At 56.7% G+C, this 22,287-nt stretch carries 25 protein-coding genes; 15 read left to right on the top strand and 10 right to left on the bottom strand.

What is annotated here, in order from left to right; all coding sequences use genetic code 11:
- Nucleotides 1-106: 106 nt before the first annotated feature.
- From C7436_RS04455 to sthA, 9 genes are all read left to right on the top strand, one after another.
- Nucleotides 107-1,453 carry a Na(+)-translocating NADH-quinone reductase subunit A gene (locus tag C7436_RS04455; RefSeq protein ID WP_014421081.1) on the top strand — a complete coding sequence of 449 codons (1,347 nt, stop codon included), beginning with the start codon at nt 107-109 and terminating at the stop codon, nt 1,451-1,453.
- Between the two features lie 4 nt (nt 1,454-1,457).
- A complete protein-coding gene (locus C7436_RS04450; RefSeq protein WP_011785404.1) occupies nt 1,458-2,666 on the top strand; it encodes an NADH:ubiquinone reductase (Na(+)-transporting) subunit B in 1,209 nt (402 codons plus the stop codon).
- The gene (locus C7436_RS04445; RefSeq protein ID WP_022991580.1) at nt 2,659-3,462 is read left to right on the top strand and encodes a Na(+)-translocating NADH-quinone reductase subunit C; all 804 of its coding nucleotides are present in this window, start codon (nt 2,659-2,661) and stop codon (nt 3,460-3,462) included. Before C7436_RS04450 ends, C7436_RS04445 begins: the two co-directional genes overlap by 8 nt.
- A gap of 2 nt (nt 3,463-3,464) precedes the next feature.
- Nucleotides 3,465-4,130 (top strand): NADH:ubiquinone reductase (Na(+)-transporting) subunit D, encoded by a 666-nt coding sequence (locus C7436_RS04440; protein ID WP_014421083.1) that lies wholly within the window; start codon nt 3,465-3,467, stop codon nt 4,128-4,130.
- Nucleotides 4,130-4,738 (top strand): NADH:ubiquinone reductase (Na(+)-transporting) subunit E, encoded by a 609-nt coding sequence (gene nqrE, locus C7436_RS04435; RefSeq protein WP_011785401.1) that lies wholly within the window; start codon nt 4,130-4,132, stop codon nt 4,736-4,738. The genes C7436_RS04440 and nqrE overlap by 1 nt, the downstream gene beginning before the upstream one ends.
- Nucleotides 4,739-4,775: 37 nt before the next feature.
- Nucleotides 4,776-6,002: an NADH:ubiquinone reductase (Na(+)-transporting) subunit F gene (gene nqrF, locus C7436_RS04430; RefSeq protein ID WP_121206834.1), complete on the top strand. Its 1,227-nt coding sequence runs from the start codon at nt 4,776-4,778 to the stop codon at nt 6,000-6,002.
- A gap of 9 nt (nt 6,003-6,011) precedes the next feature.
- On the top strand, nt 6,012-7,061 hold the full coding sequence (locus tag C7436_RS04425) for an FAD:protein FMN transferase (RefSeq protein WP_121206833.1): 1,050 nt from the start codon (nt 6,012-6,014) through the stop codon (nt 7,059-7,061).
- A 12-nt stretch (nt 7,062-7,073) separates the two neighbouring features.
- A complete protein-coding gene (nqrM, locus tag C7436_RS04420; RefSeq protein WP_014421086.1) occupies nt 7,074-7,316 on the top strand; it encodes a (Na+)-NQR maturation NqrM in 243 nt (80 codons plus the stop codon).
- A gap of 72 nt (nt 7,317-7,388) precedes the next feature.
- Nucleotides 7,389-8,780, top strand: coding sequence for a Si-specific NAD(P)(+) transhydrogenase (sthA, locus tag C7436_RS04415; protein ID WP_011785397.1), 1,392 nt, complete (start codon nt 7,389-7,391; stop codon nt 8,778-8,780).
- A gap of 28 nt (nt 8,781-8,808) precedes the next feature.
- Here the strand turns inward: sthA and C7436_RS04410 are convergent, their stop codons facing one another.
- The 5 genes from C7436_RS04410 to dusA form a co-directional block, all read right to left on the bottom strand.
- Nucleotides 8,809-9,582 (bottom strand): glycerophosphodiester phosphodiesterase, encoded by a 774-nt coding sequence (locus tag C7436_RS04410; RefSeq protein WP_121206832.1) that lies wholly within the window; start codon nt 9,580-9,582, stop codon nt 8,809-8,811.
- Complete coding sequence (locus tag C7436_RS04405; RefSeq protein ID WP_121206831.1) at nt 9,579-10,706, bottom strand: 3-deoxy-7-phosphoheptulonate synthase; 1,128 nt, start codon at nt 10,704-10,706, stop codon at nt 9,579-9,581. Before C7436_RS04405 ends, C7436_RS04410 begins: the two co-directional genes overlap by 4 nt.
- A 14-nt stretch (nt 10,707-10,720) precedes the next feature.
- Nucleotides 10,721-11,170 (bottom strand): tellurite resistance TerB family protein, encoded by a 450-nt coding sequence (locus C7436_RS04400; RefSeq protein WP_121206830.1) that lies wholly within the window; start codon nt 11,168-11,170, stop codon nt 10,721-10,723.
- Between the two features lie 26 nt (nt 11,171-11,196).
- Nucleotides 11,197-12,162 (bottom strand): transaldolase, encoded by a 966-nt coding sequence (tal, locus tag C7436_RS04395; RefSeq protein WP_121206829.1) that lies wholly within the window; start codon nt 12,160-12,162, stop codon nt 11,197-11,199.
- Between the two features lie 117 nt (nt 12,163-12,279).
- Nucleotides 12,280-13,293: a tRNA dihydrouridine(20/20a) synthase DusA gene (gene dusA, locus C7436_RS04390; RefSeq protein ID WP_121206828.1), complete on the bottom strand. Its 1,014-nt coding sequence runs from the start codon at nt 13,291-13,293 to the stop codon at nt 12,280-12,282.
- A gap of 127 nt (nt 13,294-13,420) precedes the next feature.
- Here dusA and C7436_RS04385 point away from each other — a divergent pair, with 127 nt between their 5' ends.
- Genes C7436_RS04385 through C7436_RS04375 form a run of 3 tightly spaced genes read left to right on the top strand, consistent with a single transcriptional unit; the run spans nt 13,421 to nt 15,551 of the window.
- Complete coding sequence (locus C7436_RS04385; RefSeq protein ID WP_121206827.1) at nt 13,421-14,953, top strand: YdbH domain-containing protein; 1,533 nt, start codon at nt 13,421-13,423, stop codon at nt 14,951-14,953.
- The gene (locus tag C7436_RS04380) at nt 14,950-15,165 is read left to right on the top strand and encodes a YnbE family lipoprotein (RefSeq protein WP_022992281.1); all 216 of its coding nucleotides are present in this window, start codon (nt 14,950-14,952) and stop codon (nt 15,163-15,165) included. Before C7436_RS04385 ends, C7436_RS04380 begins: the two co-directional genes overlap by 4 nt.
- 41 nt (nt 15,166-15,206) lie before the next feature.
- A complete protein-coding gene (locus C7436_RS04375; protein ID WP_121206826.1) occupies nt 15,207-15,551 on the top strand; it encodes a YdbL family probable chaperone protein in 345 nt (114 codons plus the stop codon).
- Nucleotides 15,552-15,554: 3 nt separating this feature from the next.
- On the opposite strand, the gene C7436_RS04370 is transcribed toward C7436_RS04375, so the two are convergent.
- Nucleotides 15,555-16,187: an HPP family protein gene (locus C7436_RS04370; RefSeq protein WP_121206825.1), complete on the bottom strand. Its 633-nt coding sequence runs from the start codon at nt 16,185-16,187 to the stop codon at nt 15,555-15,557.
- 210 nt (nt 16,188-16,397) lie between these two features.
- On the opposite strand from C7436_RS04370, the gene C7436_RS04365 reads away from it, so the two are divergent.
- Nucleotides 16,398-17,312, top strand: a complete 915-nt coding sequence (locus C7436_RS04365; RefSeq protein ID WP_121206824.1) for an ROK family protein — start codon at nt 16,398-16,400, stop codon at nt 17,310-17,312.
- A 1-nt stretch (nt 17,313) separates the two neighbouring features.
- Here C7436_RS04365 and C7436_RS04360 read toward each other — a convergent pair whose 3' ends face one another.
- Nucleotides 17,314-18,165 (bottom strand): protein NO VEIN domain-containing protein, encoded by an 852-nt coding sequence (locus tag C7436_RS04360; RefSeq protein WP_121206823.1) that lies wholly within the window; start codon nt 18,163-18,165, stop codon nt 17,314-17,316.
- 144 nt (nt 18,166-18,309) lie between these two features.
- On the opposite strand from C7436_RS04360, the gene C7436_RS04355 reads away from it, so the two are divergent.
- Nucleotides 18,310-18,921: a class I SAM-dependent methyltransferase gene (locus C7436_RS04355; RefSeq protein WP_228198056.1), complete on the top strand. Its 612-nt coding sequence runs from the start codon at nt 18,310-18,312 to the stop codon at nt 18,919-18,921.
- Here the strand turns inward: C7436_RS04355 and C7436_RS04350 are convergent.
- The 3 genes from C7436_RS04350 to C7436_RS04340 all read right to left on the bottom strand — a co-directional run bounded on the left by C7436_RS04350 (nt 18,918) and on the right by C7436_RS04340 (nt 21,265).
- Nucleotides 18,918-19,970: an NAD(P)H-dependent flavin oxidoreductase gene (locus tag C7436_RS04350; protein ID WP_121206822.1), complete on the bottom strand. Its 1,053-nt coding sequence runs from the start codon at nt 19,968-19,970 to the stop codon at nt 18,918-18,920. The two genes, C7436_RS04355 and C7436_RS04350, sit on opposite strands and share 4 nt — an antisense overlap.
- A 37-nt stretch (nt 19,971-20,007) precedes the next feature.
- Nucleotides 20,008-20,748, bottom strand: coding sequence for a type 2 periplasmic-binding domain-containing protein (locus tag C7436_RS04345; RefSeq protein WP_023009904.1), 741 nt, complete (start codon nt 20,746-20,748; stop codon nt 20,008-20,010).
- A 76-nt stretch (nt 20,749-20,824) separates the two neighbouring features.
- Nucleotides 20,825-21,265: a methylglyoxal synthase gene (locus C7436_RS04340; RefSeq protein ID WP_121206821.1), complete on the bottom strand. Its 441-nt coding sequence runs from the start codon at nt 21,263-21,265 to the stop codon at nt 20,825-20,827.
- 207 nt (nt 21,266-21,472) lie between these two features.
- On the opposite strand from C7436_RS04340, the gene C7436_RS04335 reads away from it, so the two are divergent.
- Nucleotides 21,473-22,276, top strand: coding sequence for an SDR family oxidoreductase (locus tag C7436_RS04335; protein WP_121206820.1), 804 nt, complete (start codon nt 21,473-21,475; stop codon nt 22,274-22,276).
- The last annotated feature ends 11 nt before the right edge of the window (nt 22,277-22,287 follow it).

Genomic DNA, 22,287 nt, shown 5'->3' with positions numbered 1-22,287 from the left:
GAACCTCAAGGTGCAGCCGTTCGGCGCAATCCGGACAGGAAACCAGGGCCGCAGGGGCCGGGCGTTACAAATCCACAGAATAGTTTCTGATGATTGGATGAGGCTAATGATCAAGATCAAAAAAGGCCTGGATCTTCCCATCAGCGGCGCTCCCGAACAGACCATTACTGACGGCAAGCCGGTTCGCCACGTGGCGCTCATCGGTTTTGACTATCACGGCATGAAGCCGACGATGGCTGTGAAAGAGGGAGACCGTGTCAAGCGCGGTACGCTGCTGTTCACGGACAAGAAGACCGAAGGCGTTCGTTATACTTCCCCCGCTGCAGGCGTGGTGAAAGAAATCAATCGCGGTGAGCGTCGCGTTTTCCAGTCTGTCGTGATCGAAATTGATGGCGACGATGCGGAAACCTATGCCCGCTACAGCGATTCCGACCTCGCCGGCCTGGAACGCCAGCAGGTGGTTGATAACCTGGTAGAGTCTGGCCTGTGGACAGCTTTCCGTACGCGCCCCTACAGCAAGGTTCCTGAAATCGACTCTGCGCCGAATTCGATTTTTGTGTCTGTTATGGACACCAATCCGCTGGCGGCAGATCCCACCGTTATCATTGGCGAAAATAGCAAGGCTTTTGAAAAGGGCCTGACTATTATCTCCCGCCTCACCAACGGCAAAGTGTTTGTGACTGGCAAGCCCGGCTCTAACGTTGCCGTGCCCAAGGCTGACAATATTGAAGTGCACCAGTTTGATGGCGTGCATCCGGCAGGCAATGTCGGTACCCATATCCATCACCTGGATCCGGTATCGGCCAGCAAGACTGTCTGGTCTATTAACTACCAGGATGTGATCGATATCGCCAAGCTGTTCGAAACCGGTGAAGTGCCGGTCGAGCGCATTGTTGCTATTGGTGGCCCCAAGGCTGTGAAGCCGCGCCTGGTCCGTACCCGTCTGGGTGCCAGCCTGCCGGAACTTCTGGACGGGGAGGTTGCCACAGACTGTGAAGTCCGTGCCATCTCCGGTTCCGTGTTCGGTGGCCGTCGTGGTGATGGCCCCTGTGCCTACCTGGGGCGGTTCGCCAACCAGATTACTGTTCTGGAAGAACACAGCAAACGCGAGTTCATGGGCTGGTTGTCGCCGGGTCCCAACAAGTTCTCCGTGCTGAACATCTACCTGTCCAAGCTCAATCCCGGCAAGCTGTTCAACTTCACGACCACGACCAACGGTAGTGAGCGTGCGATGGTGCCGGTGGGTGCCTATGAACAGGTGATGCCTCTGGATATTCTGCCAACGCAGCTGCTGCGCTCTCTGATTGTGGGCGACACTGAAATGGCACAGAAACTGGGTGCCCTGGAGCTGGACGAAGAAGATCTGGCGCTGTGCACCTTCGTGTGCCCCGGCAAATATGAATACGGTCCGATTCTCCGTGAGAACCTGACCCGAATCGAGATCGAGGGCTAATACGATGGCAATCCGACAGTTTCTCGATGGAATCGAGCACCACTTTGAAAAAGGCGGCAAGTACGAGCGCTGGTACGCACTGTACGAAGCCGTTGATACCATTTTCTATTCGCCTGCGAGCGTGACCAAAACCACCGCTCATGTGCGTGACGGCATAGACCTCAAGCGCATCATGATCACGGTGTGGCTGTGTACGTTCCCGGCCATGTTCTTCGGCATGTGGAACATTGGCTTCCAGGCCAACAACTTCCTGGCTTCCAACCCGGATGCGATGATTGCCGACGGTGGACTGCGTGAGGCATTCATTACCGCACTGGCGGTAACCGGAGCCGGCGCTGGCTTGTGGGATAACTTCGTGTATGGCATGGCTTATTTCGTGCCCATTTACGCGGTTACCTTTATTGTAGGTGGCTTCTGGGAAGTCCTGTTCGCGACCGTGCGCAAGCACGAGGTGAACGAAGGTTTCTTCGTCACTTCCGTTCTGTTCGCGCTGATCTGCCCGCCGACCATCCCGCTCTGGCAGGTGGCGCTGGGTATCACCTTCGGTGTGGTTATCGGTAAGGAAGTGTTCGGCGGTACCGGCAAGAACTTCCTGAACCCGGCACTGACCGGCCGTGCTTTCCTGTACTTCGCTTATCCGGCACAGATCTCTGGCGATACCGTCTGGACGGCGGTAGACGGCTTCAGTGGCGCTACGGCCCTGAGCTGGGCTGCCTCTGGTGGCCTCGAAGCACTGGAAGCCCAGATTGGCTGGATGAACGCTTTTGTGGGCACCATTCAGGGCTCCATGGGTGAAACTTCCACTATCGCCATTCTGATTGGTGGTCTGATCCTGCTGGCCATGAAGATCGCCTCCTACCGGATTGTCGGTGGTGTGCTGATCGGCATGATCGGTATGTCGCTGCTGCTGAATCTTATCGGTTCAGAAACCAATCCGATGTTCGGCGTACCGGCACACTGGCACCTGGTTATGGGCGGCTTTGCCTTCGGTATGATGTTCATGGCAACGGATCCGGTATCTGCCGCCATGACCAACACCGGTCGCTGGTGCTTCGGCATCCTGGTGGGCGTGATGACGGTGCTGATCCGTGTGATCAACCCGGCCTTCCCTGAAGGCATCATGCTGGCGATCCTGTTCGCTAACCTGTTTGCGCCGCTGATGGACCACTACGTGGTTCAGGCCAACATCAAACGGAGGCTTGCTCGTGGCTAAAGCAAAAGATACCGTCTCCAGAACCCTGATGGTGGCGTTGGTACTGAGTATTGTGTTCTCGGTTGTGGTTTCCACGGCTGCGGTCATGCTCCGTCCCGCGCAGATCCAGAACCAGAATCTGGACATCAAAACCAACATCCTTTCTGCCGCCGGCATGCTTGAGCCAGGCTCAACCGCGCAGGACATTGAAGAGACGTTTGCACGCTTCGATGTCCGCCTGGTCGACCTGGACAAGGGCGATTTTGTAGAGCCGTCTGCTGTGGGTGTTCAGGATCCCATGAAGTACGACATGTACAAGGCTGCTTCCGATCCGGAGATGTCGACCAACATCCCGTCGTCTGAAGACAAAGCTGGCATCAAGCGTCGTCCGAACGTTGCCAAGGTCTACACCCTGAGCGAGAACGGCGAGCTGGTTCGTGTGGTGCTTCCGATTCACGGCTACGGTCTGTGGTCTACCCTGTACGGCTTCGTTTCCCTTGAAGGTGACCTCAACACTATTGAAGGTTTGGGTTTCTACGCCCACGCGGAAACGCCGGGCCTGGGTGGTGAAGTTGATAACCCGCGCTGGAAACAGCAGTGGGTAGGCAAGGAACTCTACAGTGACGATCCGACCGAACCCCAGATCCGTCTGGTGAAAGGTGGAGTCAGCGCCGATGCCAAGGACAAGGAACACAAGATTGACGCACTCTCTGGTGCCACACTGACCAGTCGTGGTGTCGAGCAGCTCGTGAATTACTGGATGGGTGAGCGCGGCTTCGCCCCGTTCCTGAAAAAACTTCGTGAAGGGGAGGTCTGATCATGGCAGGCTCAACAGCCAAACAGGTTCTCTTCGAACCAATCTTCAGTAACAATCCGATCGCCCTTCAGATCCTTGGTATCTGTTCGGCGCTGGCGGTAACCACCAGCATGAGCGTGAGTATCGTCATGTGTCTGGCTGTTACAGCCGTTACCGCATTTTCCAACCTGGCGGTCTCACTGGTAAGGACCCAGATCCCGGGAAGTATCCGGATCATCGTGCAGATGACCATCATTGCTTCCCTGGTCATCGTGGTAGACCAGATTCTCAAGGCCTATGCCTATGAAATCTCCAAGCAGCTATCGGTATTCGTTGGTCTGATCATCACCAACTGTATCGTTATGGGCCGCGCGGAAGGTTTCGCCATGACCAATCCGCCGCTGATGAGCTTCCTGGATGGTATCGGTAACGGTCTGGGTTATTCGGTTATTCTGCTGTTCGTGGCGTTCTTCCGCGAGCTGCTGGGTGCCGGTTCGCTGTTCGGTGTAAGCCTGATGCCTGTCGTTAACGAAGGCGGCTGGTACGTACCGAATGGCCTGCTGCTGCTGCCGCCGAGTGCGTTCTTCATCATCGGCCTGGCAATCTGGGGTCTGCGTACCTGGAAGCCGGAGCAAGTAGAAGAGCCTGACTACAAGCTGTCTCGCCATACCGTCAAGGAGGCCTTCTGATGGAACACTATCTGAGCCTCCTGCTTAAGGCGATCTTTGTTGAAAACATGGCATTGGCGTTCTTCCTGGGGATGTGTACCTTCCTGGCCATCTCCAAGAAGATCGAAGCGGCGACTGGTCTGGGTATCGCCGTTGTGGTGGTACTGACGGTCACCGTACCGGTGAATAACCTGCTTTATAACACCATCCTGCGTGAAGGTGCCCTGGACTGGGCCGGTTTGCCGAATGTGGACCTGAGCTTCCTGGGCCTGCTGACATACATCGGTGTTATCGCCGCGATCGTACAGATCATGGAAATGGTGCTGGATAAATACATTCCGGCCCTGTACGCGGCGCTGGGTGTGTTCCTGCCGCTGATTACGGTTAACTGCGCCATCCTTGGTGCGTCACTGTTCATGGTTGAGCGTGACTACACCTTTGGCGAGAGTCTGGTGTATGGCTTCGGCGCTGGCGTTGGCTGGGCTCTGGCCATCATTGCTCTGGCGGGTATCCGTGAAAAGCTCAAGTACAGCGATGTTCCGAACGGACTGCGTGGCCTTGGCATCACCTTCATTACCGTTGGTCTGATGTCACTGGGTTTCATGTCGTTCTCAGGCATCTCCCTGTAATTCACCCGGTGATTCGGTTTAACGAAAAGGCGAGACCATGAATACAGAAATTATTTTCGGCGTGGTCATGTTCACCGTTATCGTTCTGGCGCTGGTTGCGGTTATCCTCGCAGCCCGCTCCAAGCTGGTAAGCACCGGTGACGTGACCATTGAGATCAACGACGACCCCGAGCACACGCTCAAGACCGCCGCGGGCGGCAAGCTGCTGGGTACTCTGGCCAATAGTGGCATCTACCTGTCCTCTGCTTGTGGCGGTGGCGGTACCTGTGCCCAGTGCAAGTGCAAGGTTCTGGACGGCGGTGGCGCCATGCTGCCCACGGAAAAGACCCACTTCACCAACCGCGAAGAAAAAGAAGGCTGGCGTCTGTCCTGCCAGGTTCCTGTGAAGCAGGACATGAAGATCGAAGTGCCTGAAGAGTTCTTCGGTGTGAAGAAGTGGGAATGTGAGGTTATCTCCAACCACAACGTGGCCACCTTCATCAAGGAACTGGTACTGAAGCTGCCGGAAGGCGAGGAAGTGGACTTCCGCGCCGGCGGTTACGTGCAGCTGGAGTGTCCTCCGTATGAAATTCCGTTCAAGGATTTCAACATCGAGGAAGAGTTCCACGAAGACTGGGACAAGCACGATATCTGGCGCTACAAGGGCGTGAACAAGGAAGAAACCATCCGGGCCTACTCCATGGCGAACTACCCGGAAGAAAAAGGTCTTCTCAAGTTCAACATCCGTATTGCCACGCCACCTCCTGGTACCGACCATCCGCCGGGTATCATGTCCACTTACGTGTTCAACCTGAAGCCGGGCGACAAGGTTACCGTGATGGGACCGTTTGGTGAGTTCTTCGCCAAGGATACCGATGCGGAAATGGTATTCATCGGTGGTGGTGCCGGTATGGCGCCGATGCGTTCTCACATCTTCGACCAGCTCAAACGCCTGAACTCCAAGCGCAAGATCAGCTTCTGGTACGGTGCGCGTAGCGTACGCGAAATGTTCTACGTGGAAGACTTCGACGGTCTGGCTGCAGAGAACGACAACTTCGAGTGGCACGTGGCGCTTTCAGACCCCCTGCCAACCGATGACTGGAACGGCCCTACGGGCTTTATCCACAACGTGTTGTACGAAAACTATCTGAAGGACCATCCGGCTCCGGAAGACTGTGAGTTCTACATGTGTGGACCCCCAATCATGAACGCGTCTGTGATCAAGATGTTGAAAGATCTTGGTGTAGAGGACGAGAACATCATGCTGGATGACTTCGGAGGTTAATCAGACCGCATGACATCCCGCATGTTCCGACCCGCCAGGGTAGCCGTGGTCAGCGTCTTTATGGCGCTGGCTCTGGCCACCCTGGCGGGTTGTTCGTTTCAGGAAGAAGAAAAAGTCTGGGAGATCTCTGGCGGGATTTTCGGGACGACCTATCACATTAACGTCGTATTGCCAGAAGATGAGCAACGGCTTCAGACTCTGGCCAAGGGCATCGAGAGCACGCTGGATCAGGTGGACAATGCCATGTCGACCTGGAAGCCGGATTCCGAGCTGTCTCAGCTGAACAGTCTGCGGGACCAGTCGGAGTGGATTGAGCTTTCGCCGGCATTGTTCGAGGTTATCCGGCGGTCAGTCGAGATTGCTGAACTGACGGGTGGGGCGTTCGACGTGACCATTGGCCCGGTAGTGAATCTCTGGGGGTTTGGGCCCAAGGCGCGGCCTGAACAGATACCCTCCGACGATGAACTGAACACCGTACTTCGTGGCACCGGTTGGGAGCACCTGGAGTTCGATGAATTGGCCAGTGCCATTCGCAGCGAGAAGCCCCAGTACATTGATCTGTCGGGTATTGCCAAGGGCTATGGCGTGGATGCGGTGGCCCGTTACCTCGACAGTGAAGGTGTCGGCGCTTACCTTGTGGAAGTGGGCGGCGAAGTGCGTACCAATGGACGCAAGCCGGACGGTACCGCCTGGCGTCTGGCTATTGAGCAACCTATAGAGCAGGGCCGGGCAGTAAATAGTGTGGTGGCGCTGGATGCTCAGGCCATGGCCACGTCCGGCGATTATCGTAACTATTACGAATCGAACGGCCAGCGGTACTCCCATACAATAGACCCTGAGACGGGAAAGCCTATTGGTCATCGACTGGCCTCGGTTACGGTTATTGCAGAAGACTGTATGACGGCAGATGCTCTGGCAACCGGCTTTAATGTGATGGGTTTTGACAAGGCCATGGGCCTGGCAACCCGTGAAAACATTCCCGCATTTTTTATTGTGAGGGGAGACAACGGCTTTGAAACCCATCAGACACCGGCGTTCTCGTCTTACCTTGTCCAGTAAAGGAGGGCAGTAATGGGTACCTTTCTTTTGGTGTTGTTTATTGTGGTGCTGCTGATTGCCGGTATGTCGATCGGTGTGATTTTCGGTCGAAAGCCGATCAGCGGAACCTGCGGTGGTATTGGCGCTCTGGGAATCAGTACTTCCTGTGAGATTTGCGGTGGCAATACCCAGAAATGCGAAGAGAGCCGGAGCGGCTCGGATGAGCCAGTAAAAGCGGAAGACCTGGCATACGATGCCACCAAGGCCGAAAAATAACCGCTCCCGGCCAACAATACATTAATAACTATAGCTACGCTTTCAGAGTGTAGATAAGGAGTCAGTGCGCGCATGGCAGAGCATCATTACGACGTGGTGGTTATTGGCGCCGGTCCTTCGGGAGAAGGGGCGGCAATGAATGCGGCGAAGCACAACAGGCGCGTCGCCATCATTGAAGACAAGCCTACGGTTGGCGGTAACTGCACCCACTGGGGCACCATTCCGTCCAAGGCGCTGCGTCACTCGGTCAAGCAGATCATCACCTTCAACACCAACCAGATGTTCCGGGACATTGGTGAACCGCGCTGGTTCTCTTTTCCGCGGGTATTGCAGAACGCCCAGAAGGTGATTGGCAAACAGGTGAAGCTGCGCACTCAGTTCTATTCCCGTAACCGGGTAGACCTTATCAACGGCCGTGCCGCATTTGTCGACAAGCACCGGTTGGAAATCCGTGGCAACAAGTCCGTGGAAACCATCCATTTCAAGCAGGCCATCATTGCCACTGGTTCCCGCCCGTACCTGCCGCCCGATGTCGACTTCCGTCATCATCGGATCTACAACTCAGACTCCATTCTGAATCTGTCCCACACCCCGCGTACCCTGATTATCTACGGTGCCGGTGTCATTGGTTCGGAATACGCCTCCATCTTTGCTGGACTGGGTGTGAAGGTAGACCTGATCAACCCGGGCAGTCGCTTGCTGTCGTTCCTGGATGATGAAATTTCCGATGCCCTGAGTTACCACCTGCGCAACAACGGTGTATTGGTTCGCCACAATGAGCAGTATGAATCCGTGAAAGGTGACGATCACGGTGTTGTATTGTCACTGCAATCCGGCAAGAAGATTCGGGCCGATGCCTTCCTGTGGTGTAATGGCCGTAGCGGCAATACCGAGAATCTGGGGCTTGAGAACGTGGGCCTGACACCGAACAGCCGGGGCCAGCTGGCGGTAGACGAGCATTACCGTACGGAAGTCGAGCATATCTATGCTGCCGGCGATGTGATTGGCTGGCCAAGCCTGGCCAGTGCCGCTTACGACCAGGGGCGGGCGGCCTCGTCTGACATTACCCAGGACGAGTATTTCCGCTTTGTGGACGACGTGCCTACCGGCATTTATACCATTCCGGAAATCAGCTCTGTTGGTAAAACCGAGCGCGAACTGACCGAAGCAAAAGTGCCATACGATGTCGGCCAGGCGTTCTTCAAGGATCTGGCGCGGGCGCAGATTACCGGCGAAGCTGTGGGCATGCTGAAGATTCTGTTCCACCGGGAGACCCGGGAAATTCTGGGGATACACTGCTTTGGTGACCAGGCCGCCGAGATTGTTCACATCGGCCAGGCCATCATGAACCAGGAAGGGGAAGCCAATTCCCTGAACTACTTTATCAACACCACCTTCAACTACCCGACCATGGCGGAAGCCTATCGGGTAGCTGCCCTCAACGGCCTGAACCGAATCTTCTGATCAGACCGTTGCCCACCAGAGCCCTGCTTCAGGCGGGCTCTGGTGAGATTTCCCGTATCGGCAGGTTCAACACCGCCTTGGCCCGGTTGTCGAAAAACATACGGGTGCTGGTGGGGTAATCGGTGATAATACTGTCGACCCCCATCTCTTCCAGAAGCAGCATGTCGTGGATACGGTTAACCGTCCAGGTAGAGACATGCATGTTCCGTCGATGTGCCGTCTCGACCATGCCTTTGGTCAGAATTTTCCAGTTCACACAGAAATATTCGCAGCCCAGCCGGGTGGCCAGGTTCAGTGGCTTGGGAAACTTGCGCTCGGCTACCAGGCCGATGCGTATGTTTTTGTCGCGTCGCCGGATTTCACGCAGAAACCAGGGATCGGACGAGGTGATGGCGGCCGTCTGGTACAAATCCCGGCGCTGGATGATCTCGGTCAGGCGATTGCACAGGATGTTCAGCCTGTGCCGTGCATCCTTTTTCACTTCCAGTTGAAGGTGCTCAATGTCATCAAACTGATCTAGGAGATTCTCCAGCGAGGGAATACCGGTTTTCCGGGACCATGAGCTGGTATTGCGGCGCGCATCCATCTCGGCCAGTTCGGCGGCGGTATACTTGCCGACACTGCCTTTCTGGCCGGTGGTGCGGTCCACGGTCAGATCGTGCACCAGTACCGGGATGCCGTCTTTAGACAGCACCAGATCCAGCTCAAAATGCCGGATGCCATGCCGGTGGGCATGGATGAAGCCAGGCATGGTGTTTTCCGGAGCCTCTCCTTTGGCTCCACGGTGACCATAAACGATCATTCTGCTGTAGTTTCCCTGAGGCGTTGGTAGATGGCCTGGCGTTTCTTCCAGGTCTCGTGGCACAGGCGAATATCTTTCAGGTAGGCCGGCAGTTCGCTCATCAGAAGCGCCTGAGGGCCGTCAACCAGGGCTTTCTCCGGTTTTGGGTGGAAGTCCACCAGCACCATGTTGGCGCCGGCAATGACCCCCTGTGCGGTCGCGTGCATCACATCAAGAATACCATCCGGTGACTGGTCCCGGCTGCCCACGGAGTGTGATGGGTCCACACACACCGGCATGCGGGTCAGGCGTTTTACCGCAGGCACATGGGCAAAATCTACCATATTGCGGTGGGGCAGGCCGGCCTCGGTTTTCATGCCGCGTAAACAGAAAATGACGTTGGCGTTGCCCTCGCTGGCCAGATACTCGGCTGCGTTCAGGGATTCATTCAGGGTGATACCGAAACCACGCTTGAGGAGCACCGGATAGGTGCTCTGCCGGCCAATGGCCTTGAGCAGTTCGAAGTTTTGGGTGTTGCGGGTGCCTACCTGCAGCATCACGCCGGTTGGCCGGCCGAGTTTTTCCAGGCAAGTGTCGATTTCCTCGATATGGCTTTCGTGGGTGATTTCCATGGCAATCACCTTGATACCATGCTTGCCTGCTTTCTCGAACACCCAGGGTAGACAGCCCTTGCCGTGGCCCTGGAAGGAGTAAGGGTTGGTGCGCGGCTTGTAGGCCCCCATTCGGGTACATACCTCACCGTTGTCTTCCAGCGCCTGCAGCATCATTTCCACATGCTCGGGCACGTCCACCGCACAAAGGCCGGCGAAAATGTTCAGGTTGTTCTGGTTGAACTCCACGCCATTATAAGTAAACCCACTCTGGCGTTGGTCATCCTTGTGGCGGCCAAGAATCCGGTAATCCTCGGAAATCCGGATGGCGCGTTCCACCGCCGGCAGGGCTTCAATTTCTGCTTTTTCCAGGGATTTGGTGTCGCCCAGCAGGTAGATTTCGGTCAGTCGCTGGCTGGCACCCTGAATTTCGTGTACCCGGATGCTGACGCCCGGAAGGTTTTCCAGGTATTCCATGGTCTGGCGATAGGCTTCACTATCGAGCGCGGTGTTGGGGTGAAGAATGGCTAACATGGAATCTCCTTGAATCAGGATGCGGATTCTTCCGCCCGGTGCCGGGCCTGCATGAACTCGCGATGATTAAGATGCAGCAGGTCTGCCATGCGGCGAATAAGGTGTTCCTCGTATTTGTCGATACGGCCGTCGGCAAAGGCAACCCGCCAGATACTCTCCAACAGGGACTGCTTCTGTTTCTGATCCAGATGATCGTTAATCTGCCCGGTAAACTGATACAACGATGTGGCGTCTTCGGCGTGGGCGAGGGCATCGTGCAGGATTTCCTCAGCCTCTTCCCGGGTAATCTGATGAGCCTTCACCGCACAGTCGACAATGGTCTTCAGTTCCCGCTCATCTTCCTGGTTGTCTACCCGCGAAAGTTGCACCATCAGGGCGGTGGCTGCCACGGCCAGTTGATGTGTATCCGGCTCGACCGGTTCTGACTCGGCAACGGAAAACAGTTTCTTCAGGCGTTCGATCATGGTCAGTTACTTCGTTTCAACAAATGTCAGGCCGCCTGCGCAAGCTGGCGGACCCGGTGCTCCAGTTCGATCTGGTCTGCCGCAAAACGGCGAATGCCATCAGCCAGCTTCTCGGTGGCCATGGCGTCTTCGTTGGATTCCCAGCGGAACTGCTTCTCGTTAATCTGCCCCGGTTTGTCGGTCGAGGAGGCCGTCTCCGGGTTGAGTTTCCTGGCCAGAGTGCCCTGATCATCCTTCAGCTCCTGAAGCAGTGCCGGACTGATGGTGAGCCGGTCGCAGCCGGCCAGCATTTCGATTTCGCCGGTGTTGCGGAAGCTGGCACCCATTACCACTGTGTTGAAGCCATTGGCCTTGTAGTAATTGTAGATGCGTGAAACCGAGATTACGCCAGGATCTTCCTCGGCCGGATAGCTGTCGCGTCCGGAGCTGGCCAGGTGCCAGTCGAGGATACGGCCCACGAACGGTGAGATCAGATGGGCGCCGGCCTGGGCACACGCCACTGCCTGCACAAAAGAGAAGAGCAGCGTTAGATTGCAGCGGATGCCTTCTTTCTCAAGCTGCTCTGCTGCACGGATACCCTCCCAGGTGGAGGCAATCTTGATCAAAACACGGTTAGTGTCCACGCCCAGGCGGTCGTAAAAGTCCACCAGGCGGCGGGCACGTTCCAGAGTGGCGGAGGTGTCGAAGGACAAACGGGCATCTACCTCGGTGGAGACCACGCCTGGAATCAGCCCGAGAATTTCCTTGCCCGCCAGCACTGCCAGCATGTCGGTTGCGACCGTCAGCTGTTCGGCATCCGAGCCACCGTGTTTGGCAGCGTAGGCCACGGCCTTTTCCAGCATGGGCCGATACGCCTCAGAGGCCGCGGCCTTCAGCAACAGAGAAGGGTTGGTGGTGGCGTCTTCCGGGCGCCACTGCCGGATAGCGTCGATATCGCCGGTGTCGGCCACAACCGTGGTCATGGTTTTAAGCTGTTCGAGTTTGCTGTTCATTCGTCCTGTCACCCCGATGGTTCGGTGTTATTCGGGCATTCATCCACAATGCCCTTTTAACTCCTACAATAACGGCAGCTTACGACAGTAACAAGACAACAAAAGGTATGGTGGCGATCAGGTTTCCAAACTGGGTTCCGGTTCTCTGACTTTCGCCAGCGCCTGTTCGACTACTTCCAGCCCGGAGCCGGGTTTGTTGGCATTCTCACTCAGATGGCGGCGGAACTGCCGTCCCCCCGGCTGCCCGAGGAACAGGCCCATGATATGGCGGGTAATGTGGGTGAGGTACACGCCCCGGTCCAGCTCCTGCTGAATGAACGGGAACATGGCCCGGAGCGCCTCATGGCGACTGGTAACGGCCGGTGGCTCGCCGAAAAGCTCAGCGTCTACCTCGGCCAGCAGCCAGGGATTGTGGTAGGCCTCTCGCCCCAGCATCACGCCATCGGTGTGGGTCAGGTGCTCGTGGCACTCCCCGAAGGTTTTTATGCCGCCGTTGATGATGATTTCCAGGTGCGGATAGGCCTGTTTCAGACGATACACCCAGTCGTATTTGAGGGGTGGAATATCGCGGTTCTCCTTCGGGCTCAATCCTTCAAGAACGGCGATGCGGGCATGCACAATGAACGTTTTGCAGCCGGCTGCTGCCACGGTTTCAATAAACTCGCACAGCTCGTCCCAGGATTCCCGGCCGTTAATGCCGATGCGGTGCTTTACCGTAACCGGAAGGTCGGTGGCCTCAATCATTGCGGCCACGCCCTCTGCTACCTTGTCTGGATGACCCATCAGGCAGGCGCCGATCATGTTGTTCTGCACCCGGTCGCTGGGGCAACCCACGTTCAGGTTAACCTCGCTGAATCCGAACTGTTGCGCCAGACGCGCGCAATGGGCCAACTCGTTAGCGTCGCTGCCGCCGAGCTGAAGCGCCAGCGGATACTCTGAAACATCGTGGCGCAGAAAGCGCTCGGTATCGCCATGGATGAGCGCACCTGTGGTGACCATTTCTGTATAAAGCAGCGCCCGCTTGCTGAGGATGCGGGCCAGGTAACGAAAGTGCGGGGTGGTCCAGTCCATCATGGGAGCGACGCAGAAGCGACGGGACAGGGCCTTTGAGGTGGCTTGTTCAGAAGTCATCGTATTCCGGATACAGAAAAATTCGGAGTGGAGTCTAACACGAAATATTATCAGCCCTGCCTCCGTAGTATCCTAAATCCGGCTCTCTATACCTGCATGGAGTAATCCAATTTATCGGAACGACTGGATGATACTGCCACCGCCAAGATCCCCAGCCAGCTTCTTTCGGGCCCTCTGGTTCTGTTTGGTTGCTGTGGTGGCTGGTGCCCTGACACTCTCTCAGGCAAATGCCACGCCATGGACGTTCTCGCTCCAGCAAGGTCGGATGGACCTGGCGCTGCCTGACTATGAAATCGCCGGCTGGAAAGCGACGGGCATTCACGCAGATATCGTCAATTCCGTTGAAGCAAGTAACAAGCAGGTCGGCGTTACCTTCCGCCCGGGGTCCCGGCTGACAATAGCCCGCATTGCCCGGCAATCCGGAAGCACCCCCGCAGAGTTAATAGGTGTTCAGCTGGATCTCGCGGATACCGAGGTAGCCGTTGATCTTGGCGCCCCCGGTGCTATGCCGGAACGCACGCGCATCTCCGGAAATGTGCGCATCGACGTAGCGGAGATCCGCCACCCGAGCCTGAAGCCCCAACGCTGGTGGTTTCAGGGCAAGGCGAGCGGAACGCTGGCAGATCTGGAACTTGAAGGGACGCTGAATGCCAACTCTGGCCTGACAGCCAATCTCGTCTTGCGTAGCGGGTCGGAGAGCAACTTTACAGCCGACATCCGCACGACCATGGCTGCGCAGAAAGCCGGAGAGGCGCTTGCGGCCACGCTCCTGAACTGGCCGGAATTGCTCTCGATGGACAACGGTGAACTTACACTTCAGGCAAATCTCAGGGTGGAGTCCAATGAACCACTGGCGGCGGATGCCAGGTTGGATTTTAAGGATGTGTCCGGGGTAATGGACCGTACGGCGCTCACCAACCTGAGTGGGCGCCTGTTGTTTGCCCTGGAAGCGGACACATTAACCGCCGCCCTGCGAGACATCCGGATAGGCGAAGTCGATTCCGGAATCGGCATTGGGCCGATTCAGCTCCTGGCGGATTACGAAGCGAACCTGGCTGCGCCGCTCAGGGGGCAGCTTGCCGTTCAGCAGGCGACAGCCGAGTTTCTGGGTGGCCGGCTTCGCGTAGCGCCGCGCACTGTGGACCTCTCGAATCGTCCCTGGCATGTTCCCATTGATGTCTACGATCTTTCGCTGGAGCGACTGCTGCAGGCGTATCCGGCAGAGGGCTTCTCAGGCACTGGCACCTTGACAGGCCGCATTCCGGTAGCGGTGACCGACGCTGGTGTGCGAGTAGACGAGGGCGCACTAAGGGCGGTATCGCCCGGTGGCAAACTCATCATGCCGGCCGAGCGACTGCAGGCCATGTTGGGTAGCAGCGATGCCATGGATCTGGTGGTGCAAGCTTTGCAAAACTTTCACTATTCGGTGCTGGAGAGCACGATAGACTACGATGAAGAGGGAAAATTGGCGCTCGGTCTGAGGCTGGAAGGTGAGAATCCGGATCTTCGTGGCGGGCAGCCGGTTGTGCTCAACATCAATCTTGAAGAGGATATCCCCGCCCTGTTAACCAGCCTTCAGCTGAGTGGCAGAGTGAACGAAGCCGTGACCGAAAGGGTTCGGGAACGGTTACAACAATCCGGGCAGGAGGCAGTGCCATGACAAATCTATGGCGTTGGTGCCGGCCACTGGCGGCCAGAACATTGCTGGTTTTAATGTTGCCGCTGGCGCTATTTGCGTGCACACCCACTGTGCAGATGGCGGCACCAAAAGAACCGATTACCGTCAACCTGAACGTAAAGATTCAGCACGAGATCTACGTGAAGGTGGACAAAGAAGTAGACGAACTGTTCAGCGAACAGGGGCTGTTCTGAGTAACACCGGACAATGCCAACGGCTGACCAAGGGGTTGAGTATGAAACGACTGATACAACTGGGCGCCTTTGTGTTGGCGCTCGCCGTAGCAATACCGGCGCTGGCCATGGGGCTGGAAGAAGCGAAACAGAAACTGGACACGGCTAAACAGCAGGGCCAGGTGGGGGAAACGCCAACCGGCTACCTGGACGTAGTGCGCGCAGAAGGCGATGCCCAGGCTGTGGTGAAAGCCATTAACCAGGCCCGCCGGGATGAATACACCCGCATTGCTGAAAAACACGACATTCCGGTGACTCAGGTAGAGACGGTGGCCGGTCAGAAAGCCATTGAAAGAACGCCTGCAGGCCAGTTTGTGTTGATCAACGGCAAATGGGTGAAGAAGTAAGTCTCAATCGGCCGCTGGTGCCTGTTGCCGAATGGGAGTGGAACCCGTGCTGGCCGACCAGAGTGGATAGGGAATACCTGCCAGCCGATTCATCACAAAGGCATGGACCAACAGCAACGCCACCCCCGCCATGAGCACTGGCAACTGCGCCGGATTGGGCATCAGGCCCAGGGAAACGATCAGTGCCGTGGCACCGGCCGGGGGGTGAGCAACCCGAAACACCACCATCAGGCAGCTGGTAAGTCCCAGCGACAATGCCGCCGCACCCACCCTGGGCAGATCAACGCCGGTCATGAATGCCGAAGCCTGACCCTGCAGCCCGAAAATATACAGAGCCAGCAAGCCCATCAGAGCGCCGATCAGGTGCCCGCAGAGTGTGTTTCTGGGAGACGCCGGTTGCGCCATGGGCACATAGAACAGAATAAAAGCCGTGGCACCGAGGGAGGGGAAAATGAAAGCCTCCTGCGTAACCAGCGCCACAAACGACACCAAAGCAATACTGAACCCGCCATTAACCAGGTTGAACACCGCCATCACCGTGGTACGGCTGTACGTGTTCGCCAGGCGCTCCAGGTGCAGCGCCTGAACCAGGCCTTTGGCCAGTTGCCAGCGGAGTTGCTCGTTCCTGCGTCCCATACTGCCTGTTCATGCCCTGAATTGGTGCGTTAAAGGGGGCGGGATGATAAGCACTGACGAATATCAAGGCAAACAGGGATTTTCGATAATGGTTAAGAGCTCTATGAATAACCTGAGCTTTTGTCAGAAAGAAAACGCATAAAAATACCGGGTTCCCTTTCCGCTAATAACACCGTATTTTCTGGGAAACCGTTGAACAAAGAGTGCGGCATGGGAAGCAACTGGCTGATAGGCATCGATCTGGGGGGCACCAAAACCGAAGTCATCCTGATGGACCGGCATAGCCAGGAGCATTATCGCCAACGCGTACCGACCAGCGTCGGCAACTATCAAGCCACCCTGCAAACCATCCACGCCCTGGTACAAAAGGCTGAAGCCCACGCCGGTACCACCGGAATACCCGTGGGCATAGGCATACCCGGCAGCGTTTCGGGCAAAACCGGCCGCATTAAAAACGCCAACTCCACCTGGCTGAACGGCCAGTCCATGCAGCAACACCTGCGTGAACTCCTGCAACGGCCCGTAACCCTGACCAACGATGCTAACTGCCTGGCACTTTCCGAAGCCACAGACGGGGCAGGGCGCAACCACCACACGGTATTCGCGGCCATACTGGGCACGGGCTGTGGCGCAGGCATCACCGTGAACGGCCAGCTGCTGACCGGCCCCAACGGCGTAGCCGGCGAATGGGGCCATAACCCGTTACCCTGGACACCGGAAGCTGAACTGCGACTGCGCCCCTGCTTTTGTGGCCGGTACGGCTGCAACGAAACCTTTCTTTCTGGAACCGGGTTGTCACTCACTCACAAACTGCACACGGGACAGCAACTGCCCGCCCACATCATTGTTGAAAACGCACGAAATGGCGACTCGCAAGCCACCGACACCCTGAAGCAATATCTGGAGCACCTGGCCCGGGGCCTGGCCGCCGTTATCAACGTGCTGGACCCGGACATCGTCGTGCTGGGTGGCGGCATGAGTAATGCGGAACAGATATATCGGGAACTGCCGGGAAAGCTTTCGAGCTATGTGTTTGGGGGTGAGTGTGATACGTCGATTGTGAAAGCCGCCCATGGAGATTCCAGTGGGGTGAGGGGGGCGGCTTGGTTGTCCGATTTGCTATAGGCTATCGCAACCTGCAGAGGAAATTGGCGGCATCCATATGGCAATGATCGCTGATTGAACCCTTCAATGAGAATAGCTTGGGAGATCTCCGAAATTCGAAAAGGCGGTATAGCTGAAACTGGCTTTGGAAGTCGGACGAAAACGAAACTTCATTGCGAGATGCATAAAACGGAGTTTCTTTCGCAAATGCCGTAGTTTTGACCTCAATGAATCGTTCTTTCCCAGATGTTTCGAACGATAGGATATCGTAACCCAGTCCGTCTCCCTTAGATTGAGAAACGTGTTCTATACGATTTGCTAAAGTGATTTCGCCCGCAGATCTGAGGCGATACTCTTCGTATTCAAGTACCAGTAACTCGCCCGCGTTTCCTAGAGCTGAGTTTCTGGCCTCCTGCGCAACATAGTCTCTTCGGGAGGCTGCGCGCTGTGGATGGTACGCGGATGATGGCTCCCTGATTTCTGCAGATGTCGACGGTGCCTCAACGACAAGTCTAGAAAACTCTACTGAGCTCGGAACGGTTGCTGGCTGTTCGACAGCTGCTTGGGAGATACGATCGAATTCTGGATGTGAAGCAATCCAGTCCTCAACGTAAATCGCGAGCGCTTCTTGATAGTTACTTCTGGGTTTGTAGCCAGGTATCCAAAAGCAATTCAAATCCCGGAGTACTGCGCTAATGTTCTGGTGCTTCAGCTCAACAGCAGCATTGCTGCGATTATTGAGGTTCTCTAGTAGCTTTCGGCGGTGGGCACTTTTGTTATACCGCTGACCTGCAAGCTCGAGGGTCAACATCTTCATGTAATCTGCCACTGTAAGTGCTATTTCTTCGTTGCTCCAACGATCTGCCCTTGGCATAAAGAATCCTCTAAGACTGCAAGCTCAAGTAGGTGGAGCTATCTTGACCGAGTAATATTCATATGACAATTCGCGAAATAAAACGCTCTCAGTTATTCCAAGCCAAGCTGCTTTCTCATTGAGTCGACCGCGGAGGTCGCGTTAATGACCGTTGTTACATACAACATAAACGCCCAAAAATTCTTCACCCAATACCAGTCCCTGACCTTCGAACAGGTCCATAGCCACTGGCTCCCTCATTTGGATAATGTAACCGGCCTCGCGCTGGATGTGGGCGCCGGCAGTGGCCGCGATGCGCTGGCACTGGCGGAGCTTGGCTGGGACGTGGTGGCGGTGGAACCCGCTGTAGAGTTGCGCCGGCTGAGCGAGTCGGCAACGGCTCACCGCAGTATCCAGTGGGTGGATGATGCTCTGCCGGATCTGAGCGAGATCCGCAAACTCAGTTACCGGTTTGGTCTGGTGCTGGTGTCTGCGGTGTGGATGCATCTGCCCTCTGCACACCGGGAACGGGCGTTCTGGATTCTGACTGAGCTGCTGGCGCCGTCCGGCATGCTGGTGATCACCCTGCGCCATGGGTCGGGGGATGGTGAACGGCAGTTTTATGAAGTCACCAAGGCCGAGCTGGACAGCTTTGCCCTTCATCGCGCGGTTATGTCGGTGCCTTTGGCGGATTCACCTCGGGCCGATCAGTTAAACCGTTCCGATGTGTGGTGGGAGACCGCCGTTTACCTGGCTGCAGAAAAACCTTCCAGTTAAAGCATAAGCTGTTTCACCAACTCCCCCGCCGAAACCTCCCTGCACCCACTTACATTCTGTCCGCTCCATAACGGTGAAAAATCACCGGATCCTGCGGCTTCAGCCGCTGCCCTGAGTGGTGCGATGGCGTTGGTTGCCAGTGGAAATGCCGGTGCGAGCTCTGATATTGGCCCGAGTTCTCGCATTATCCGGTTAACAATGCCCCGTGCAGGGCCTCCGGAAAACAGGTTTGTCAGGGCGGTATGCCTGGCCTGCGGGCTTTTGAGTGCCTGCCGGTGCAGGGGGCGGGTGGTTGCCTCGGGACACAGCATAAACGCCGTGCCAATCTGCGCTGCCGCTGCGCCAAGCTTCAACGCGGCCTGTACTCCCTCTGCAGTTGCAATGCCACCGGCCGCGATAACGGGAATGTTCACGGCGTCCACAATCTGAGGCAACAGGGCGAAGGTGCCCATTTGTGTGGTCATGTCCTTCGTAAGAAAAATCCCTCGATGACCGCCCGCTTCCAACCCTTGGGCGATAATTGCGTCTGCGCCGTGTTGTTGCAGCCAGATGGCTTCCTCCACAGTCGTGGCGGTAGAGAATATCTTTGCCCCGGCTTGCCGGACTCTATCCAGCAATGCCGGCTCTGGTAGCCCGAAGTGGAAGCTCACCACTGCCGGGCGGGAGGCTTCAACAATAGCTGCGGATTCTTCGTTGAAAGGCATGCGGCCGGGGCCGTTGCTGATGGTGGCTGGATCTATCTCGAATTCTTGGTAATAGGGCGCCAGTGCCTGCCTCCATCCGGCCTCCTGCGAGTCATTCGGGGCGGGCGGTGTATGGGCGAAAAAATTGAGGTTATAGGGGCCACCCTGGGTGGCTTCATTCAGTGCCTGAAGTTCTGTTTTCAGTGCATCGGGGCCGAGCATGGCGCAGGGCAGAGAGCCGAGGCCGCCGGCGTTGGTAACTGCGGCTGCCAGGCGGAAATCCTGAACGCCAGCCATGGGGGCCTGGATGATGGGTTTTTCTACGTGCAGTATGTCCAACAGTGGATGCGGCCATGATCGGGGCATAATGTGGGATCCTTAAAGGCGGTTTTCCGACGCTGAGTCAGCTTTTGCTGTGTTGATGTCGACGGAGGGACTCCAGTACTTCGGCTTTGATTCCTTCGCGTTCAAGTTGTTCGAGCACCTTGGCGAGTTGATCAGCGAGCACAGCATGTCGCTGGTTAAGGTAGTGGTAGAACGTAAAAGTCGTCACGGGCTTTCGGATCGGCTTTAGCCGATGCCAATGTTCGTTTGTCAGCGGTGATATGCCCTCAACATCCGAGACGAAAGCCACGTCAACTCTCCCTAGCTCCAGAAGGGAGCGGACCTGATCGTAATCGTCTGCAAGGATAGGCTCCATGCCGAGCTCTCTGGCTTTGTCCTCGGCGATGATGGCCCCCCGGAGTACAGATACCCGAAGAGGTTGATTCTTGGGTGAGTGTGGCAGGTCGTGGGTTTCTGTCTCCCGGACAACGGCCAGAAGCTTGCCCTGGAGAAGAGGGAACTCAACCCTCACGAGGTTTGGGTAATTCGATGCGACGGCATCAACCCGGTAGAGGTCGCCATCCAGGCCGCCATTGTCGGCCAGCAGAAGAGCGCGTTTGGTGGGCACCTCCATCACGGAGACACCGACACCCAAGCGTTGGTAGGCGATTTCCAGGATTTGCCTTGCGGCTGTTGCGCTGGGCACACCCTCAATGGTTGCCAGTCTGACTTCTGCCGGCAACCCGTTGGCCGTCGTATGGGGCGCAACGAATGCCAGAGAGGCAAGCACTGCGATCAGTAATCGGCGTATTGCTTCCATAGTCTTTCCCCTCGGCTCCTTTCAAGGGTGTCCCTACATGTTAGTTCCGATCTGGACGTCTGGCTGTTTTTTTCGGTTACTGAACTTTGCGACCAGTGTATTCCGAGAAGTCCGGCTTCTGTGGCTGGTGCTGGTCGTCGGTCATGTAGGCAGAGGTCAGCACGAACTCGGCAGTGGCCCGGTTGCAGGCAACGGGGATGTTCCAGAGGGCGGCTATGCGCAGCAGGGCCTTGATGTCCGGGTCGTGGGGCTGGGGTTCAAGAGGATCCCAGAAAAACACCAGCAGGTCGATTTCACCCTCGGCAACCTTGGCGCCGATCTGTTGGTCGCCACCCAAAGGCCCGCTCAGCAGACAGTTGAGATCGGTTCGTCCGAGGCTTTCACTAAGTAGCCGGCCAGTGGTGCCGGTGGCGTACAAACGCAACGGGGCAAGGCGGGTGCGGTTCTCGTTCGCCCAGTCCACCAGTTCCTTCTTCTTGTTGTCGTGTGCCACCAGGGCAACGGATTTTACGGCCATGTTGCGTCCTTAATCTGTGAGGTTCCGTCAAAAGGGGCAGAGTGTTTCATAAACGCGTGGCCCGGGAAATAGGACGATGGCGGCATCACACCGGCACCGGCTACGTCAATAGCCAAACACGGGGCATTGGCCGGCATTGAAGGCATGGAGGATTATGCTGGCCGGGGGTACGCTGGCGGGATAACAAGGATTTGCGGAGCGTGTGGTATGGCGGGTGGTAATGTACAGAAGAAGTCTGCGAGGAAGGTATACATCACCGGTGGTGCCAGCGGAATTGGCTTTGAACTGGCGCGGTCTTATCTGCGTTCAGGGGCAGAGGTTACCCTGTTTGATATCCAGCCGATGGAACCCGCTGTGGAGGGGTTGGCAGCCATAGCGGGGCCGGCATCCATTCGAACATTCGCCATGGATGTGACCAAACCGGGCGGAGTGAGAGAGGCCTTTGCCTCCGCGGCGGAGTCTTCACCGCCAGATCTGGTCATTCACTGCGCGGGAATTGCCATTGCGGCCGATTTTGAGGCCATAGATGACGATGCCTATGCCCGGGTGATCAACATCAACCTGGTCGGCACGCGCAATGTGGTGGCTGGTGTCCTGCCCCATTTGAAAGCAGGCTCGCAGCTGGTTCTGGTTGCATCCATGGCCGGATTGGTGGGGTGTTATGGCTACGCGGCTTATTGTGCTTCCAAATACGGAGTGGTGGGGTTAGCTGAGGTGTTGCGCATCGAGCTGGCAACGCGAGGCATTGATGTCTCTGTGGTGTGCCCTCCGGAAGTGGAAACGCCGATGGTAGAGGCGGAGCGCTTGAATCGCCCCAGGCAAACCGAAGCGCTGAAGTTGATGGCCGGCACCTTGCCTTTGAATGTTGCCGTGGCGCAGATCCGCAAAGGTATCGATCGCCGTCGGTTTATGATTATTCCGGGTTGGCGGGCCAGGGGGCTTTGGTTCACGAACAAGCTTTTGCCTGGCGCGCTTACCCGCAAGTTTGCTGACTTTCTGGTCAGCCGCTGAAGCGATCCAAA

Source organism: Marinobacter nauticus (assembly GCF_003634635.1).
Lineage (GTDB): Bacteria > Pseudomonadota > Gammaproteobacteria > Pseudomonadales > Oleiphilaceae > Marinobacter > Marinobacter nauticus.
Note: the sequence above shows the minus strand (reverse complement) of the source record. Positions and strands in the feature narration are given on the sequence as shown.

Bases quoted from the DNA above. Each gene is read 5' to 3' on its own strand.
- C7436_RS04455 (WP_014421081.1), top strand. From the start codon at position 107: ATGATCAAGATCAAAAAAGGCCTGGATCTTCCCATCAGCGGCGCTCCC.
- C7436_RS04450 (WP_011785404.1), top strand. From the start codon at position 1,458: ATGGCAATCCGACAGTTTCTCGATGGAATCGAGCACCACTTTGAAAAA.
- C7436_RS04440 (WP_014421083.1), top strand. From the start codon at position 3,465: ATGGCAGGCTCAACAGCCAAACAGGTTCTCTTCGAACCAATCTTCAGT.
- nqrE (WP_011785401.1), top strand. From the start codon at position 4,130: ATGGAACACTATCTGAGCCTCCTGCTTAAGGCGATCTTTGTTGAAAAC.
- nqrF (WP_121206834.1), top strand. From the start codon at position 4,776: ATGAATACAGAAATTATTTTCGGCGTGGTCATGTTCACCGTTATCGTT.
- C7436_RS04425 (WP_121206833.1), top strand. From the start codon at position 6,012: ATGACATCCCGCATGTTCCGACCCGCCAGGGTAGCCGTGGTCAGCGTC.
- nqrM (WP_014421086.1), top strand. From the start codon at position 7,074: ATGGGTACCTTTCTTTTGGTGTTGTTTATTGTGGTGCTGCTGATTGCC.
- sthA (WP_011785397.1), top strand. From the start codon at position 7,389: ATGGCAGAGCATCATTACGACGTGGTGGTTATTGGCGCCGGTCCTTCG.
- C7436_RS04410 (WP_121206832.1), bottom strand. From the start codon at position 9,582: ATGATCGTTTATGGTCACCGTGGAGCCAAAGGAGAGGCTCCGGAAAAC.
- C7436_RS04405 (WP_121206831.1), bottom strand. From the start codon at position 10,706: ATGTTAGCCATTCTTCACCCCAACACCGCGCTCGATAGTGAAGCCTAT.
- C7436_RS04400 (WP_121206830.1), bottom strand. From the start codon at position 11,170: ATGATCGAACGCCTGAAGAAACTGTTTTCCGTTGCCGAGTCAGAACCG.
- tal (WP_121206829.1), bottom strand. From the start codon at position 12,162: ATGAACAGCAAACTCGAACAGCTTAAAACCATGACCACGGTTGTGGCC.
- dusA (WP_121206828.1), bottom strand. From the start codon at position 13,293: ATGACTTCTGAACAAGCCACCTCAAAGGCCCTGTCCCGTCGCTTCTGC.
- C7436_RS04385 (WP_121206827.1), top strand. From the start codon at position 13,421: ATGATACTGCCACCGCCAAGATCCCCAGCCAGCTTCTTTCGGGCCCTC.
- C7436_RS04380 (WP_022992281.1), top strand. From the start codon at position 14,950: ATGACAAATCTATGGCGTTGGTGCCGGCCACTGGCGGCCAGAACATTG.
- C7436_RS04375 (WP_121206826.1), top strand. From the start codon at position 15,207: ATGAAACGACTGATACAACTGGGCGCCTTTGTGTTGGCGCTCGCCGTA.
- C7436_RS04370 (WP_121206825.1), bottom strand. From the start codon at position 16,187: ATGGGACGCAGGAACGAGCAACTCCGCTGGCAACTGGCCAAAGGCCTG.
- C7436_RS04365 (WP_121206824.1), top strand. From the start codon at position 16,398: ATGGGAAGCAACTGGCTGATAGGCATCGATCTGGGGGGCACCAAAACC.
- C7436_RS04360 (WP_121206823.1), bottom strand. From the start codon at position 18,165: ATGCCAAGGGCAGATCGTTGGAGCAACGAAGAAATAGCACTTACAGTG.
- C7436_RS04355 (WP_228198056.1), top strand. From the start codon at position 18,310: ATGACCGTTGTTACATACAACATAAACGCCCAAAAATTCTTCACCCAA.
- C7436_RS04350 (WP_121206822.1), bottom strand. From the start codon at position 19,970: ATGCCCCGATCATGGCCGCATCCACTGTTGGACATACTGCACGTAGAA.
- C7436_RS04345 (WP_023009904.1), bottom strand. From the start codon at position 20,748: ATGGAAGCAATACGCCGATTACTGATCGCAGTGCTTGCCTCTCTGGCA.
- C7436_RS04340 (WP_121206821.1), bottom strand. From the start codon at position 21,265: ATGGCCGTAAAATCCGTTGCCCTGGTGGCACACGACAACAAGAAGAAG.
- C7436_RS04335 (WP_121206820.1), top strand. From the start codon at position 21,473: ATGGCGGGTGGTAATGTACAGAAGAAGTCTGCGAGGAAGGTATACATC.